The organism is Sphingomonas alba (assembly GCF_023516555.1).
In the GTDB taxonomy this organism is placed as follows: Bacteria; Pseudomonadota; Alphaproteobacteria; order Sphingomonadales; family Sphingomonadaceae; genus Sphingomicrobium; species Sphingomicrobium album.
On sequence record NZ_JAMGBD010000001.1, the window covers coordinates 836,349 to 852,047 of the forward strand.

At 61.7% G+C, this 15,699-nt stretch carries 16 protein-coding genes; 6 read left to right on the forward strand and 10 right to left on the reverse strand.

The features are described from left to right. Position 1: 1 nt before the first annotated feature. Together LZ536_RS04390 and LZ536_RS04395 are read right to left on the reverse strand one after the other, a co-directional pair. A complete protein-coding gene (locus LZ536_RS04390) occupies positions 2-799 on the reverse strand; it encodes an energy transducer TonB (RefSeq protein ID WP_249847087.1) in 798 nt (265 codons plus the stop codon). 75 nt (positions 800-874) lie between these two features. Then, complete coding sequence (locus LZ536_RS04395; protein WP_249847088.1) at positions 875-1,549, reverse strand: TetR/AcrR family transcriptional regulator; 675 nt, start codon at positions 1,547-1,549, stop codon at positions 875-877. Positions 1,550-1,692: 143 nt separating this feature from the next. On the opposite strand from LZ536_RS04395, the gene LZ536_RS04400 reads away from it, so the two are divergent. After that, positions 1,693-2,415, forward strand: coding sequence for a sterol desaturase family protein (locus tag LZ536_RS04400; RefSeq protein ID WP_249847089.1), 723 nt, complete (start codon positions 1,693-1,695; stop codon positions 2,413-2,415). 51 nt (positions 2,416-2,466) lie between these two features. Here the strand turns inward: LZ536_RS04400 and LZ536_RS04405 are convergent, their stop codons facing one another. Together LZ536_RS04405 and LZ536_RS04410 are read right to left on the reverse strand one after the other, a co-directional pair. Next, positions 2,467-3,000 (reverse strand): hypothetical protein, encoded by a 534-nt coding sequence (locus tag LZ536_RS04405; RefSeq protein ID WP_249847090.1) that lies wholly within the window; start codon positions 2,998-3,000, stop codon positions 2,467-2,469. Positions 3,001-3,119: 119 nt separating this feature from the next. Beyond that, positions 3,120-4,403: an NRAMP family divalent metal transporter gene (locus LZ536_RS04410; protein WP_249847091.1), complete on the reverse strand. Its 1,284-nt coding sequence runs from the start codon at positions 4,401-4,403 to the stop codon at positions 3,120-3,122. Between the two features lie 812 nt (positions 4,404-5,215). Here LZ536_RS04410 and LZ536_RS04415 point away from each other — a divergent pair. Then, positions 5,216-7,507, forward strand: a complete 2,292-nt coding sequence (locus LZ536_RS04415; RefSeq protein WP_249847092.1) for an ATP-dependent helicase — start codon at positions 5,216-5,218, stop codon at positions 7,505-7,507. Positions 7,508-7,566: 59 nt separating this feature from the next. Continuing rightward, positions 7,567-8,484, forward strand: coding sequence for an alpha/beta fold hydrolase (locus tag LZ536_RS04420; RefSeq protein ID WP_249847093.1), 918 nt, complete (start codon positions 7,567-7,569; stop codon positions 8,482-8,484). A gap of 230 nt (positions 8,485-8,714) precedes the next feature. Here the strand turns inward: LZ536_RS04420 and LZ536_RS04425 are convergent, their stop codons facing one another. After that, on the reverse strand, positions 8,715-9,347 hold the full coding sequence (locus LZ536_RS04425) for a PilZ domain-containing protein (protein WP_249847094.1): 633 nt from the start codon (positions 9,345-9,347) through the stop codon (positions 8,715-8,717). 111 nt (positions 9,348-9,458) lie between these two features. On the opposite strand from LZ536_RS04425, the gene LZ536_RS04430 reads away from it, so the two are divergent. Then, the gene (locus tag LZ536_RS04430) at positions 9,459-10,136 is read left to right on the forward strand and encodes a ferritin-like domain-containing protein (RefSeq protein ID WP_249847095.1); all 678 of its coding nucleotides are present in this window, start codon (positions 9,459-9,461) and stop codon (positions 10,134-10,136) included. Here LZ536_RS04430 and LZ536_RS04435 read toward each other — a convergent pair whose 3' ends face one another. The 4 genes from LZ536_RS04435 to rplJ form a co-directional block, all read right to left on the reverse strand. Continuing rightward, complete coding sequence (locus LZ536_RS04435) at positions 10,137-10,889, reverse strand: Pr6Pr family membrane protein (protein ID WP_249847096.1); 753 nt, start codon at positions 10,887-10,889, stop codon at positions 10,137-10,139. 26 nt (positions 10,890-10,915) lie between these two features. After that, positions 10,916-11,452 (reverse strand): retropepsin-like aspartic protease family protein, encoded by a 537-nt coding sequence (locus tag LZ536_RS04440; RefSeq protein ID WP_249847097.1) that lies wholly within the window; start codon positions 11,450-11,452, stop codon positions 10,916-10,918. A 110-nt stretch (positions 11,453-11,562) separates the two neighbouring features. Beyond that, positions 11,563-11,940: a 50S ribosomal protein L7/L12 gene (rplL, locus tag LZ536_RS04445; RefSeq protein WP_249847098.1), complete on the reverse strand. Its 378-nt coding sequence runs from the start codon at positions 11,938-11,940 to the stop codon at positions 11,563-11,565. A 62-nt stretch (positions 11,941-12,002) separates the two neighbouring features. Next, positions 12,003-12,515: a 50S ribosomal protein L10 gene (gene rplJ / locus LZ536_RS04450; RefSeq protein ID WP_249847099.1), complete on the reverse strand. Its 513-nt coding sequence runs from the start codon at positions 12,513-12,515 to the stop codon at positions 12,003-12,005. A gap of 339 nt (positions 12,516-12,854) precedes the next feature. On the opposite strand from rplJ, the gene LZ536_RS04455 reads away from it, so the two are divergent. Both LZ536_RS04455 and LZ536_RS04460 read left to right on the forward strand, forming a co-directional pair. Beyond that, positions 12,855-13,922 carry a metallophosphoesterase gene (locus LZ536_RS04455; protein ID WP_249847100.1) on the forward strand — a complete coding sequence of 356 codons (1,068 nt, stop codon included), beginning with the start codon at positions 12,855-12,857 and terminating at the stop codon, positions 13,920-13,922. Between the two features lie 12 nt (positions 13,923-13,934). Beyond that, the gene (locus LZ536_RS04460; protein WP_249847101.1) at positions 13,935-14,957 is read left to right on the forward strand and encodes a hypothetical protein; all 1,023 of its coding nucleotides are present in this window, start codon (positions 13,935-13,937) and stop codon (positions 14,955-14,957) included. On the opposite strand, the gene LZ536_RS04465 is transcribed toward LZ536_RS04460, so the two are convergent. Beyond that, a complete protein-coding gene (locus LZ536_RS04465) occupies positions 14,954-15,643 on the reverse strand; it encodes a DUF4956 domain-containing protein (RefSeq protein ID WP_249847102.1) in 690 nt (229 codons plus the stop codon). The genes LZ536_RS04460 and LZ536_RS04465 overlap by 4 nt on opposite strands. Positions 15,644-15,699 lie beyond the last annotated feature (56 nt).

Genomic DNA, 15,699 nt, shown 5'->3' on the forward strand with positions numbered 1-15,699 from the left:
ATCAATATTCCAGCATCCAGGTCACGCGCCCAAAAGTGTACGTCCACCTCGGCTTACCGTCGTGGCCCATCGCGGGCTGATAATGCGCACGCTTCTTCATAACCGCGCATGTAGTGCCATCCAGGTCGCGATTACCGCTGGATTCGAGGACGTCGCAGGCACCAATTGAGCCGTCGGCCTCAATTTTCAGGCGAAAGCCCACTGACCCGCTTGCATTCGCGTCAATAGCCTTGTCCGGGTAATCATCGTTGCGGACAAGTCCCTGCAACGTGCCCTTCGGGGGAGTCGCGATCTCCGCTTGTGCCGCTTTATCGAAGCCCCAAGATGTGAGCAGATCAGACTCGCAGTCATTCAATGCTTTTAAGGCCTTGTCGAAGCTGGTCGGGGCCAAGAGAACATTGACGACTTTCGCGGCGTCGATGGCGATACTGTCGCCTTTGGCCAAGCCATCGAGAGCGGTTCGAGGCAAATTGATCGTTGTCACCCGCACTCCATTGGTTGTGACGCTCGAAAAGTAGGCGGGCGCTGGCACAAGACCGCTGCTAAGCCGAACGTCAGCGATGCCGCCAACGCCTCTTCCCTTTGGCGACGGCTGAATCACCAGGATTGTCACCACATCAGAGTTGGGCGCGGGCTTTAACCCAAACAGGGTCGTGTTTGGCTTCGCGCCGAAGGGGCGGCTGATGATGCACGACGACTTGGCATATTCGACATGCCACTGACCGGACGGCAAAAGCTCGACCGGGGAGATATCGGTCACAGCCAATAAGTGAGCTGCCAGAATCGCAAACGATGCCATTGACTACGCCTCCGCGAACGCGACCCGAGCCTGGCAACTATGCAATGACCGATAGCGAGCCGCAATTCCTGAAACTTAACCGCCGAAGATCAACTTGATGTAGTTGCGGTAGAGCCTGGTCTGCTTGCCCATCAGGCGCTCGTCTTTCAGCGCTTTTGACTGAATGATGGCGCCTTCGACAATGACGTTCATCAGGTCGGACAGGTCGCGCGCGTCGACCTCGATCTTCGGCGGGTGCGACGCCATGACTTCACCCAGCCAGCGGGCAAATCGCTCACGCATGCGCGACAGATAGTCGACGTTCATCTGGCAGACGTCGCGGTCGAACATCCTCTCCTGATAGGTTACCGTCGCGACCATGCATCCGGGGTGCAGCGCCTCCATGTCGTCCATCATCTGCGCGTAGAGGTTGAGGAAGATTAGAAAGCTCTGCAAAGGGTCGTCGCTGAGTTCGCGCGCCCGCGCTTCCAGCGTATCGAGGATATTCTCATCCTCATTCAGGAACCGCTCGAACAGCTGCCGGGCCAGGTCGTTCTTGTCCTTGAAGTGGTAGAAGAAGCCGCTCTTGGTGATGCCGGCGGCCTCGACCAGTTCCTCTATTGACGTCGCCGCAAACCCCTTCTGGACGATGCTGTCGTACGCGATGTCCATGATCCGCTCGCGGGTCTTCTCGCCCTTGGTCTGGGCGCCGCTATCCAACTGTACCGCAGGTCCAGTTTTCTCGACGATCCGGTCGACCATCCTTGCCATTCCCCATCGCGTGCGCGGCCTAAACTACCATCAAAACAGGCGAATTTCATGGGCGGGGAAAAGCGACCGCAAAGCTGCTAGAGAATGACGCCGGGTGGGCATACTTCGTGGCCCCTGTTTGCAATGCACTCGGGGAATTTGGAATGATCGGTTTGTACCATTATGTGGCCATCGGGCTTTTCGCTGGCTTTGCCGTGCTGGAGTTGATCGCTCGCGGCCGCAACTTTCCGGCCGTCACCAACTGGCGGCTGAAGGGCGCCGCGTTCCTGCTTCTCTACCTCGCCATCACCACCTATGCGCCCCTGTTCTGGGACGGCTGGCTGGGCGAGCACCGTCTGTTCCCGGCGGACCGCCTGCCTCTGTGGGCCCAGATTGTTGGCGGCTTTTTCCTGATCGAGCTGGCTATCTATGCGTGGCACCGGACGATGCACAATGTCACCTTCCTATGGCGCTGGTTCCACCAGATGCATCACAGCGCCGAGCGTGTGGACATCTGGGGGGCGCTCTATTTCCACCCGTTCGACAGCATCGGCTGGGCGTTGGTCGGCAGTCTGACGCTGGTTCTTGGCTTTGGAGTCAGCGCCGAAGCCGCGATCACGATCGGCCTCATCACCACTTTCTTCGGCCTCTTCCAGCACGTGAACATCGGGACGCCGCAGTGGCTCGGCTATTTCATCCAGAGGCCGGAGAGTCACAGCGGCCACCACGAGCGCGGTGTCCATGCCCGCAATTATTCTGACCTGCCCTTCTGGGACATCGTCTTCGGCACCTTCTACAACCCCAAGGAGTTCGCCGGCGAAGTCGGCTTCCACGAGGGAGGATCGAAGGAAATGGGGCGATTGCTCGCGGGCCGCCTTATCGCCTGACGCAGAAAGGGCGCCAATGGCGCCTTTTCGAATCTCAGTTTGGCCGCCGCCTCAGGCGATCTGTTCCTGGTGGCCGTAGACGGTGACGGTCATGAAGGCTTCGCTTTGCGTGCCGGCAGGAGCGCTCGCCGCCACCTTGAACTGCTCGGTCTTGGCCTGGTCGCAGTCATAAGCTGGAAGCAGGTCGCCCGAAGTCGCCAGCACCTTGCACGAGCCGATCTCGCCCTTGGCGTCGATCGTCAGGAACAGGACCTGCTGGCTCAGCAGTTTGTCGCCGGTAGGCAACTTGCCGGTATCGAGTTTGGTGCCCGGGCTGAAGCGGCGCTCGAAGGTGAGCTTCGAATAAACGCCATCCTGGCCCTTGGCCTGCTTCGGGCCGACACTCGCTGCCATGTCCTTGTCGCAGTCCTCGGCGCCGGTTTGAGACAGGCTGAACTGGTATTTGCAGGATTTCTGCGCACCCTTGTCGTCGAGCGTGACCGTAATCCGCTCGAACCAGGGCACGGCTGATTCAAGCACGAGATCCGAAGGAGTTGCGGGAGCCGGTGTGGACGCTGCGATAGCCGCTGCAAACAAGGCAAGCACGATGAAGTCTCCTTCGTGCCCGCTCCGGCGGCATGATTGCCGCCACCACCTCCTGCCTCAACGCATGAAATGCTCACTGTTCCCCGACACCGAGCCTAAAAATTCCTGACTGCGGAGCCCTAGCCCAACAGGAAGACGAAATAGATTCCCGTAGCCGCGGCCATGACCAGCGTGGCTAACCAACCGGCGACCCGCGCCCCGCGCGACAGGACAAGCTTGCCCATCGCACGGGGGTTACCAACGATCAGCATCATCAGGACCATCAGCGGTGCAGCGAGCACGCCATTAATCACTGCGGCCCAGTAAAGTGCCCGGACCGGGTTGATTCCCAAAGACTGGAGCGATGCCCCGGCAAGCATCGTAAAAACTATGGCGCCATAAAACGTGCGAGCACGATTGGGTTTCGCATCGAGGCTGGCCGGCCGCCCGAACAGTTCCGACACGGCGTAGGCGACCGAGCCTGCCAGCACTGGCACCGCGAGGAGTCCCGTGCCGATAACTCCGATGGCGAACAGCAACGACGCATAGGGCCCGGCTATGGGTCTGAGGGCTTCCGCCGCCTGCGCCGCAGTCTCTATCGTGGTGATCCCGCTGGCATGGAGTGTCGCGGCGGTCGAGAAGACGATGGCAACAGATATCAATGTGCTGAAAGCCATCCCCGTGAGCGTGTCTTCCTTGATCCGGCTGATTTCGCCATCGGCCTGGCGCGGCGTGATGCACAGCGGCTTGGCATGGTGGCGGCGTTCCTCCTCGATCTCTTGCCCGGCCTGCCAGAAGAACAAGTAGGGGCTGATGGTGGTGCCAAGGATCGCAACGAAGGCCGTCGCATACCCGGCGCTCCATTCAACCTGGGGAACGACGAGGCTTCCAAGTGCCTCGCCCCACGGCACGTGAACGGCGAACAGGACGGCAATGTAGGTGAACAGGCTCAGGGTGAACCATTTGAGAATAGACGCATAGTGCCGGTAGTCGACGAAGACTTCCAGCAGCAGGCAGAATGTGCCGAAGACAAGCGTGTAGAAAACAGCATTGCCGCCGATCAGCAGCTGGAGCGATGCGCCCATCGCACTGAGATCCGCACCGAGATTGATGACGTTGGCGACAAGGAGCAATCCGACAGCCAGCCACAAGAGCGGCTTTGGGTAATGGCGGCGAAGGTTGGCTGCGATCCCGCGACCTGTAACACGGCCAATCTCGGCGGCGACCGTTTGAATCACGTACAGCAACGGGAAACTGAGCACGAAGGTCCAGGAGAGGGCGTAGCCAAATTGCGCGCCGACCTGGCTGTGAGTGCCGATGCCGCTCGGGTCGTCGTCGGCGGCCCCAGTAACCAAGCCCGGGCCTAGCCTCGTCAGGAAGCCCTTCTTGCGCTTGTGCTTATGCTCTTCGCTTTCGCGGCCCATTACCGCCTCCCCGCCGAGGGAACGTAGCTAAAGAAGGCGCCAATGCTAGTGTGGCGGTCGGCGCCGCGACCTGGCGTACATAGAAATGGGGCCCGGCATTGCTGCCAGGCCCCACTGCGCCGAGCGAAGGATCTGCCGGTGTTCGTGACCTTGATCCATGAACCCGAAGGCCCAAAAACCCGTCCTCGATCCTGGCGCACCAGCTCAGGCGTCGCTTTCCATCTTGGCGGTCCGAAGACCCGGTTCGTTGTTCGGTTCAGCTCCCGAGAGAGCCTCGCCCCCCAATTCCCCTCCGCATGGCCCTAAGGCTTCCGCGACCTTGATGTTCCGCGGCCCTTCTTGGGCTGGGTCCCTTTTCCGTGGCCTGTCTCCCTGGGGGGGAAACCACCTTCCGCAAAAGCGAGCACCAGCTCTTCCGGCGCCTCTTGCCGACTGGTCCGGAAATCCGTTCGCTGCGTCATCGTCCCGGAGGACAGTTCAGCTTCGAACCTCATTCCATCGCCTGCCGGCGGAGATCGGTCCTTCTGTCGCCTGCCGCACCTTCCTGCCGTTGCCGGCCCTCCGGGGAGGCGGGGACTTCCGTCCCGATCACAATTGGAACGTGCACAATGATTCCGAGTCGCGCCAAGCGGAAAATGAGGCCCGAAGCCTGTGGATAACGGGGATATTGCGCATAACTCGCGATTCGCGGGCCGGGATTTCACCCAATCTGACGAGTCGCGGCCCAAATAGAGACTGAGGGCGCTCAATCAACCCTGATGTGAAGACTTCGCGCGGTTGCCGTTTCGTTCTCTCCCGCTTACCTCGGCCCGGTGCCCGAATCCCCCGTCCCCGCGTCTGAACCGGCCTACATCGCCGGCCTGAACCCGCCGCAGCGCGAAGCGGTGCTGACGACCGAAGGGCCGGTGCTTGTCCTTGCCGGCGCGGGCACCGGTAAGACGGCAGCGCTGACGGCGCGCCTCGCGCATCTCATCGCGACGCGGAAGGCCTGGCCGAGCCAGATCCTGGCTGTGACCTTCACCAACAAGGCAGCGCGGGAGATGAAAGAGCGCATATCTGCGATCTCCGGCGGCGCGATTGAGGGCATGCCGTGGCTCGGGACCTTCCACGCCACCTGCGCCAAGATGCTGCGCAGCCATGCTGAGCTCGTCGGCATCCAGTCGAACTTCACCATCATCGATGTCGACGACCAGATCCGCCTCATCAAGCAGCTGATCACGGCGAGCAATCTCGACGAGAAGCGCTGGCCCGCACGCCAGTTCGCCGGACTCGTCGACCGCTGGAAGAACCGCGGCTGGACTCCGGCTGACATTGATGCCGCGGAGAGCGAGGCGTTCGCCAATGGCCGCGGGCAGGAATTGTACGCCGCCTACCAAGAGCGCCTGCGGACTTTAAACGCCTGCGACTTCGGCGACCTGCTGCTCCACATGCTGGTCATCTTCCGCAACCATCCGGACGTGCTGGAGCAATACCGCCAGCGGTTCCTCTACATCCTGGTCGACGAATATCAGGACACGAACGCCGCCCAGTACGATTGGCTGAAGCTCCTCGCCGAGCCGCGCCGCAACCTTTGCTGCGTCGGCGACGACGACCAGTCGATCTATTCCTGGCGCGGCGCCGAGGTCGCCAACATCCTGCGTTTCGAAAAGGACTTTCCGGGAGCGACCGTCATCAGGCTCGAGCAGAATTACCGATCGACACCGCACATCCTTGCCGCGGCCACCGGCCTCATCGCGCATAACAGCGGCCGCCTAGGCAAGACCCTGTGGACCGAACAGGCGCAGGGCGACAAGGTGCGCGTCATCGGTGTCTGGGACGGCCCGGAGGAAGCCCGCCGTGTCGGCGAAGACATCGAGCGGTTGCAGGCACGCGGTATCTCGCTCAATGAGACAGCCATCCTGGTCCGGGCCCAGTTCCAGACCCGCGAATTCGAAGAGCGGTTCATCGCCATCGGCCTCAACTACCAAATCGTCGGCGGCTTCCGCTTCTACGAGCGCGCCGAAATTCGTGATGCGCTCGCCTATCTTCGCCTGATCCAGTCGCCGGCGGATGATTTGGCGTTCGAGCGGATCGTCAACACGCCCAAGCGCGGGCTCGGCGACAAGGCGGTTGCCACGATCCACAGGCTCGCGCGCGCGCGCGGGGAGCCTTTACTGCTCGCTGCTGCTCAGATGCTCGACAGCGACGAGCTGACCCCGCAGGCACGCCGTTCGCTCGGGCGCTTCGTCGGCGACCTTGCGCGCTGGCGGCAGATGGCGAGCGAGCTGCCGCATCCTGAGCTCGCCCGCATCATGCTCGACGAGAGTGGCTACACCGCCATGTTGCAGGCCGAGCGCAGTGCGGAAGCGGCGGGCCGCCTCGAGAACCTCGCTGAGCTCACGCGCGCGATGGAGGAATATGACAACCTCTCCGCTTTCCTCGAGCATGTGTCGCTGGTCATGGACAACGATAGCGTTAGTGCCGGCGACAAGGTCACGATCATGACCATCCACGCCGCCAAGGGGCTGGAGTTTCATCATGTCTGGCTTGCCGGCTGGGAGGAGGGTGTCTTCCCGTCGCAACGCTCGCTGGACGAGGGCGGACTTGCGTCGCTCGAAGAAGAGCGGCGCCTCGCTTATGTCGCGATCACCCGGGCGCGGCGCAACGCGACCATCCTCCATGCCGCCAACCGCCGTATCTATGGCCAGTGGACGAGCAGCATCCCTTCCCGCTTCGTTGCCGAACTGCCGCGCGAGCATATCGAGGAAGAGACGACCATGACCGGTGGCGAAAGCTTGTGGCGTGCACAATGGTCGGAGCGGACCGATCCCTTCGCTCATCTGGGCCCGGCCCAGTCGATGCGCGCCTCAACCCGGGGCCCGGGATGGCAACGCGCCTCGGCAACCGGCCGCTACAATAACCAGCCGCAGCGGATCGTGGAGGCCAAGGCCTCTGCCGTCAGCCTGGGCAACAGGGGTCGCGACGACCTGTCGCTGGGTCAGCGCGTATTCCACAGCAAGTTCGGCTACGGCACCATCGCCGCGATCGAAGGAAACAAGCTCGAGATCGACTTCGAGCACGCCGGCCGCAAGCGAGTTCTCGACAGCTTCGTGAGCGCAAGCTAGTCGTCGCTGGCATTCAGCCTGTGCGCGTGCCGCAATCCCTCCGTCGAAGGGTGTCAAAAATGCGCTTGCCACTGATATTGGCTGCGGCCCTATTCCTGAGCCAGCCGGCCGCCGCGCAGGTTCCAACTTACCCGGCGTCGTTTTCGACCCAGGAGATCACCACCAACGGCGCCACGATCCATGTGCGCGTTGGCGGCAAGGGACCGGCAGTTGTCTTGATCCACGGATATGGGGAGACCGGCGACATGTGGTCGCCGATGGCCGCGGACCTGATGCGCGACCACATGGTCGTAGTGCCAGACCTGCGCGGCCTGGGGCTGTCGTCAAAGCCCGCCGGCGGTTTCGACAAAAAGACCCAGGCTGGCGATATCGCCGGCGTCCTCGATAAGCTTGGGATCAGGTCGGCTGACCTCGTCACCCATGACATCGGCAACATGGTCGGCTTCGCCTTTGCGATGGAGCATCCCGAGCGTGTGCGGCGCTTCGTCCTGATCGATGCCCCGGTTCCCGGCGTGGGACCGTGGGAGGAGATCCTCAAGAATCCGCTCCTCTGGCATTTCCGTTTCGGCGGGCCCGACATGGAGAGGCTCGTTGCCGGCCGCGAACGCATCTACCTCGATCGTTTCTGGAACGAATTCTCCGCCGACCCCAAGCATTTCGACGAGGCGTCGCGGGCCCATTATGCAGCGCTTTATGCATTGCCTGGCGCGATGCACTCGGGGTTCGAGCAGTTTCAAGCCTTCGATCAGGACGCGATCGACAACCGCGCCATGCTCGCCGCGAAGGGGAAACTGAAAATGCCGGTGCTCGCGCTCGGCGGTGAAAAGAGCTTTGGTACCCAGATGGCCGTGGTCATGCGTGCCGGCGCGGATAATGTCAGCGAAGGCGTCGTGCCGGATTCCGGGCACTGGATCATGGAGGAAAATCCGGCCGCGACCGTCAAGCTCGTCCGGGCATTCCTCGATACGGCGAACTAGACCTTACGCTGCTGTCATAGCGTAGGCGATGCCTCCGCCGACCACCAGGACCGTCATCAGAAGCGCGATCAATTGCACCTTGCGGTTGCTTTCTGCCTCGAACTCCATGTGTCTTCCCCCTCATGCGAGCGAGAGCCTCGCCCACCTGAGGGTATACCACGAGTCCAGACCCTCGGCGGCGCCATAAGTTCAACAAAAGCGATTAGATTCTAAGGTGTTGCCTGAAAGACTCAGGCGACCTTGCGCCCGCTCTCGCGGATCCACGGGATGATCGAGCTCCAGCTGAGGTCATCCAACAGCTCGATGCCGGCCAAATTGCCCTTGGCCCAGACCACTTCGCCGGGCGGTACGTTCAGGCCCTCGACGAAGACGGAAACGAAGGTTCCGCGCGCCGGCAATTCGTCGCCCTCGATCTGCAGGCCGCGTGCGGAAATATTGCGCAGGCTGGCGCCGGCGACGCTCGACCCCCACTTCAAATGAACGCGGCAGCGCAGCTCAACACGCGGCATGGAGCGTCGTTCGGCGGGCTGGCTTATCAGGTTGCGGTTGATGAGAGCCAGCATGTCGATCGGCTGCTTAAAGACGACCCCCGCTTCGCCGCCCTTCACCCAGTCGATCGTGCCGAGCGGCCGCTGGCCATTGGCCAATTCCACCGCAACCTGCTCGCCCGGCGCGATGCTGACGTCGCCCCGAACGGTGACCCCAAGTGGCGAAATCCGGCGGAAAAAGCATTTCCAGCGCATCCCGCCGTCATGGATCATACCTGCGTCGAATGGCCCCTGCGCGTCGGCCGCAGCATTCTCGTCCGGCCAAGGCAGCCGGTTTTCCATGACGAAAGTGGTGACTGATGTGGATTCAGCCATAAAAAATTCCGAGCGGGTTCAGCCAGTCTTGCGCTTCAGACCACTAAGGACTTCCTAACGGCGCCCACACAGTTAATTGACGCTTCATGCCGTCGCCCCTACGTGCCCGCCATGTTCGCGTGGTACCACCGCCGCTGGATCGACCTGGTGACCGCGATTTATATCTACAACGAGCATCGCGGTTACACGGCGCTCGACAGGGTACTGGCGGCCGTAAGGAAGCGTTCGCCCGGTGATACGGCCTTCATCGCCGAAATCGAGCTGCACCGCGCCGACGAGCGCAAGCACTACGTCATGTTCAAACGCTGGTTCGAGAAGCGAGGCCGGATGCCGATCTTCGTCGACCGCACCTGCGGCCATATCGACCGCTTCGTCGAGCTTCTGTTTGGAACGCGGATAAACGAGCTCGATATTGAGACGTTCGTGCAGAGCCATGCGGATTTCGCCAAGCTATGCCGTGTCATCGCGCTGACCGAACGGCGTGGCTTTAAGCAGGTCGAAATCCTGCTCAAGCATCCGGCAATCCTCGCCGACCCGCAACTCACAAAGATCTTTCGCATCATCAAACAGGATGAGCCGCGCCACTGGAAACCATACGAAGCCTGGCTGAAGCACCACCAGGACCGCATACCCGCCTGGTGGGAACGAGCGATCGACCGGCTGATCCATTCGGAGCTTTTGTTCCTGAAGCTACCGGTCCTGTTCTTTAGCCCGGGCCTGAAGCGAAGGAGCGAGTTCGCCGACCATGACGAGGTTGAAACGGCGGAGAAGTTAGCGGCCGCAGCCTGACTAATTGTCCCGCCCGAGCGTCCAACTCGGCGGATCGCTGGCTGGGAAACTTTCTCGGTCCGCTTCCTCGACCAGGCCATTGCCCTTTGGTGGCCGCTGCGCGTCCTCGGGATCCGCCATTCCGCGATTTTTCACCTGCCCTTCATCGTCGACGTCATCGATCCAGTGGTCGATCGTGTTGAGCACGGCGGCAAGGAGAGCCACGGCAACCAGCAACACTGCAATACTGGTTCCGATCTGCGCAGGCGTCTGGGTCGCCGGATTGAGAAACCAATAAGCGTAGAACCCGTCCGCCGAGCCTCTCGCCAAAGCGTAAACCAGATAGAACACTGGTGGGACTAGCGCCCACAGGATATCGCGCCATTTGAGCTGCTCGTGCAGGCTCGCCACCCAGGCACCCAGGAAAAGCACGGGAACCGCATCGTGAAGCGCGTGATCGGCGAGCTTCTGAAGGCCTTGCGGATCCCATGTCTTGCGCAGCCACAGGGAGTAGACGAGTCCAACTAGCGCGATGGAGACGGCGGCGGCGTAACGCACTCTTGGTGTCGCCAGGCCGCGGCTACCCGTCGCCATTGCGCTGGCGACGATGGCCGTTCCGACATTGGCGAGGATCGTGAAGAAGGCGAGGAACCGCCACGCCCCCTCAACGACGCCAAAATTTTGCAGGATGAGCCAGAACTGCAACGCCAGCCCGGCCCAGCCGATGACGGCGGCAAGAGCCGCCAGCGTCCGTTCGATGCCCCGTCGTGTCATGACGGCGATGTTACGGGACTTGCAGCTTAGCGCAACACCATCGTGTCGCCGTGGATTTCGACACTGGCGAATTTGCTGAGAAACGTCTGGCCGAGCAGGGAAACACCCCCACCATCGAGGACGACTGCGTTCATGGCCTCGGCGGTCTTCTCGCCCAGTTTGATGCGGTCGACGGTGACATATTCGCCCCTCACGTCGCCACCGGCCCCTTGGCCGATAACGTTGGGCATGCCGATGGAAATGCCGATACCGGCCTTGCGGGCATCGTCGCGGGTCAAGGCGATGGCAGTGGCGCCGGTATCGATCAGCATGTGCACCCGGGCGCCGTTGATTTCGGGATCAGCGTAGAAGTGGCCGTCGGGTTGGCGTTGCAGAGTGACTGCATCGCCTGCAGCGGAGCCGGTATCGAGCGACGAAAGCGCTTCGCTGGAATTCGCCGCGTGGTCGACGGCAATGACCTGTCTTGAATTGGCCGAACTGCCAAGCTCCGGCTTTTGCGCGGTGTTTAGCAGTGATGCACCCAAGCCGACGAGCAGCAGAAATATCAGGACAGCGCGGACCATCGCGCCAAGATAAGATTCCGGGGTAAAGAAACCTTTTCCTGCTTGGGCTCAAAAAAAAGGGCGGCCCGTCACCGGACCGCCCTTCCCTTTCGACTGGAAGTCGAAGAAGCTTACTTGAGCTCAACGGTGCCGCCGGCTTCCTCGATCTGCTTCTTGATCTTCTCGGCTTCGTCCTTGTTGACGCCTTCCTTGACGGCCTTCGGAGCCGATTCAACGAGCGCCTTGGCTTCGCCGAGGCCCAGGCCGGTGATGGCGCGGACTTCCTTGATGACGTTGATCTTCTTGCCACCGTCGCCGGTGAGGATCACGTCGAACTCGGTCTTCTCTTCAGCGGCCGGAGCGGCAGCGCCGCCAGCAGCCGGGCCAGCAACCGCAACAGCAGCGGCAGCCGAAACGCCCCACTTCTCTTCGAGGGCCTTGGCGAGGTCAGCGGCCTCGAGGACGGTCAGTTCGGACAGCTGGTCAACCAGCTTAGCAATGTCAGCCATTTGATACTCCTTGGTGGGGTTTTACCCCAATTCGTGCGTTGAAAAATGAAACAGCGAAAAACTTAGGCAGCCTGGGCACCATATGCCCCGAAGACCCGTGCCAGCTGAGCACCCGGCTCGCTGACGGTGCGAGCGATCTTGGTCGCGGGCGCCTGGATGAGGCCCACGATCTTCGCGCGCAGTTCGTCGAGCGACGGCAGCTCGGCCAGTGCCTTGATCCCGGCGACATCCAGAAGGGTGTCGCCCATCGCGCCGCCGACGATCTCAAGGCGATCGTTGGTCTTCGCGAAGTCCACCGCGACCTTGGCGGCCGCAACGGGGTCGATCGAGGTAGCAAGCGCGGTCGGGCCGGTCAGCAGGTCGCTGATCGATCCATATTGCGTGCCCTCGAGCGCAATCTTGGCAAGCCGGTTCTTCGCGACCTTGAACTGGGCGCCGGCGTCGCGCATCTTCAATCGCAGATCGGTCGATTGTGCGACCGACAGCCCGAGATTGCGGGTGATGACCACCACGCTCGTCTCGGTGAAGACGTTCTTCAGCTCGGCAACCAGATCGGCCTTTTGCGAACGATCCATGCCAACTCCTTTATCGACTTTGGGACGAGCCCGAAGCCGAAGTTCAACCAACCTTCCCGCACCATTGCGAAAAGGCACATTGTCCGTGGGGTTGGGGACCGGATGCGTCAGTTCAACGCACGAACGGACCGCTCTCGCGGTCCGATGATCTCTTTTCCCCGTCTAGGCCGCAAATTAAGAGGTGAACCTCAGCGACTGTCTCGGACGGCGCACCGGCGGACCGATGCGGAGCCGCGCCTATAGCGAAATTCGCCCGACGATCAACCCTCTAGCTCTCGGGAGTTGACAAACCGACCTCCGAAGCGCCCCATCCACGCCGGTCTTCCGGTGGGGTTAGTGATGGTCCGTCGCCTCTGGTCCGCAATCAGCTTCGTGATTTCAGTCCTCGCCTTTTCCGCCCTCTCCGCCACGCCGGCCGAAGCACAACAGCGCATTGTCGCCGTCGGTGACCTGCATGGCGACTACAATGTCTGGCTCGATATCGCGCGCGGCGCCGGGTTGATCGATACAGGCAATCACTGGGCGGGAGGTCGCACCACGCTCGTCCAGCAGGGCGATATCGTCGACCGCGGACCGGATAGCCTGAAGATCATCCGGCACCTGCAGAAGCTTCAGAAGGAAGCGTCGAAGGCTGGCGGAAAAGTCGTCGTCTTACTGGGCAACCATGAAGCGATGAACATGACCGGCGACCTGCGTTATGTCGATGCGGGCGAGTTCGCGGCATTCGCGGATTCCCGCAGCGAGGCCCTCCGGCAGGCGACATGGGAAGCCAATTCCAAGACTTTCACGGCGTTCTACAAATCCAGGCAGCCAGCAGCCAGCGACAAGGACATCAAAGCGGCATGGTTTGCCGAAATGCCGCTCGGCCGGCTGGAGCATGACCGGGCCTGGGCGCCAGATGGCGAGGTCGGGCGTTGGGTATCGAGCCTGCCAGCCGTGGCCAGGATCGGCGACAGCATTTTCGTCCATGGCGGCCTGAGCGCGGCCTATGCGAATGTCCCCGTCGAGCAAATCAACAGCCGCGCCGACGCGGCGCTGAAAGCCCGCAACACGGCGCCGACCGCCATCATCAACGACCCTCTGGGGCCGCTCTGGTACCGCGGCAACATCACGCGCGGATCGCTCGACCAGGAAAATTGGGCGGAAGCGCTCAAGGCCAATCCTGCGATTGCCAATACGCCACGTCCCAGCATCGATGCCGAACTGGACGCGGTGCTTGCGGGTTTTGGCGTGAAGCGGCTGGTTGTCGCGCACACGCCGAACCTGCCGGGAATTGAAATCAGCCATGGCGGCAAGCTGATCCGGATCGATACCGGCAACAGCCGCTATTACAACGGCCAGCCAAGCTGGCTGGAAATCAACGGCGACAGGGTCACGCCGCACGCCGTCGCAAGGAGCACTCACTAGGGGGAAGTGGAGATGAAACGCCTTTTGATCGCATTGGGACTTTCGGCAGCCGCGACCGCCGCATTGGCTGCGCCGCCGAAGCCGCTCTTCGCCGACGACCAGCCGATCCACATTACGATCAAGGGGCCCATCAGCCGGTTCGCGAGCAGCGAAGACCGGAAGAACACATTCCCGGCGACGATTACGTCGGGCACCGACAATCTTCCGGCGCAATTGTCGCCGCGCGGCATCACTCGCCTGCGCAAGGACACTTGCGACTTTCCGCCGATGCGGGTGGACTTCACCGGGAACCCGCCCGCCACGTCAATATTCGCAGGCCAGAACCGGCTGAAACTGGTCACCCACTGCCAGTCGAACCCGGGCTTCCAGCAGTATGTCCTGCTCGAATATGCCACCTATCGTCTTTACAACCTGCTCAGCCCGATGAGCTTTCGGGTACGCCTGGCGCAGGTCGATTACGTTGAAGATAGCGGCAAGACCGGAACATCACGGCTGGGCTTTTTCATCGAAGATCTGGGCGACGTTGCGCATCGCAACGAGATGAAGGAAGCGCAGGTCGGCGCCCGCATTCCGGTCGCCAATCTGAACCCGTCGGACGCGGCCCGGTTCGCCGTTTTCCAGTACATGATCTCAAACCTCGATTGGGCAATGCAGGCCGGCCCCGAAGGGGACGCCTGCTGTCACAATTCGCGGCTGATCAGCGCGAGTGCCGCACCGCCTTGGACGACCGTGCCATACGACTTTGATTACTCGGGACTGGTCGACGCGCCTTACGCCGCCCCTCCAGAAGGGATCAGCGTGTCCAGCGTAAAAATGCGCCGCTACCGCGGATTCTGCCGTCACAATGCCGAGGCGCTGAAAGCGGCCGCCGACATCCGGGCCCAGAAGGCGGCGATGATGGCGGTGTTCACACAAATCCCGCAACTCGCAGAGAGCACGCGGAAGAAAGCAACCGCCTTCCTCGACAGGTCGTTCAACGATATCGCGACCGATGACGCGGTCACCAAAAACCTCTTGAAGACCTGCGTGAACTAGCCGGGGGGAAGGCCTTCGGTCGGAGCCTCTGCTGCCCGCTTGGCGGCCATGCTCGCCTGCCCCTTCTCGGGATTGAAGTCGCTCATGTAGCGCTTCATCCCTTCGCGCTCGCCATATTCGCTGATCCATAGCGCGAGGAAACAATAGTTGAAGGCGAGGCTCATCACGAGAGCGGCCTCGACCGCACCGATTCCTGAGGCAAGGCCAATGCCGACCGCCAACAGGATGTAGAGGGCGTCGCCGGAACTCTTGAGGCTGTTCTTGAAGCGAACCGCGCCAGCGATCCCGCCAAGCGCAAAAGCCAGCGCCAGGCTGTGCTGCACAACTACGACGATGGACGTCACGACGGACGGCAAGATCAGGATAGTGCTGATGATCGACTGATCATATTCGTCCTGCGTCCGCGTCCCCATGTAGACCCAGGTCACCGGGAAAGAGGTGATCAGCGCGCCGAGGATCGCCACCGTCAGCCACCCCAGGCTCTGCCCGATGCTCTTGACGTGCGCCGCCTGCGACACCGCTTCCAACGCGCTCGACTTGCCGCTGCCGCTGTTGATGAGTTCCTGCGCGCCACCGATCGGCAGATAGGATTGCACGCCCGGATTATTATGGACGAGCAACCAGGCTCCGCCAAAGATGACGACATAATAGATCGTGAGCTGAACGAAGAGCTTGAATGCTTTCATGGCCGGCGAACCCCCCTGCAGCCTTGCCCCGAAGCATGTCAGGCTACGGACTTGGC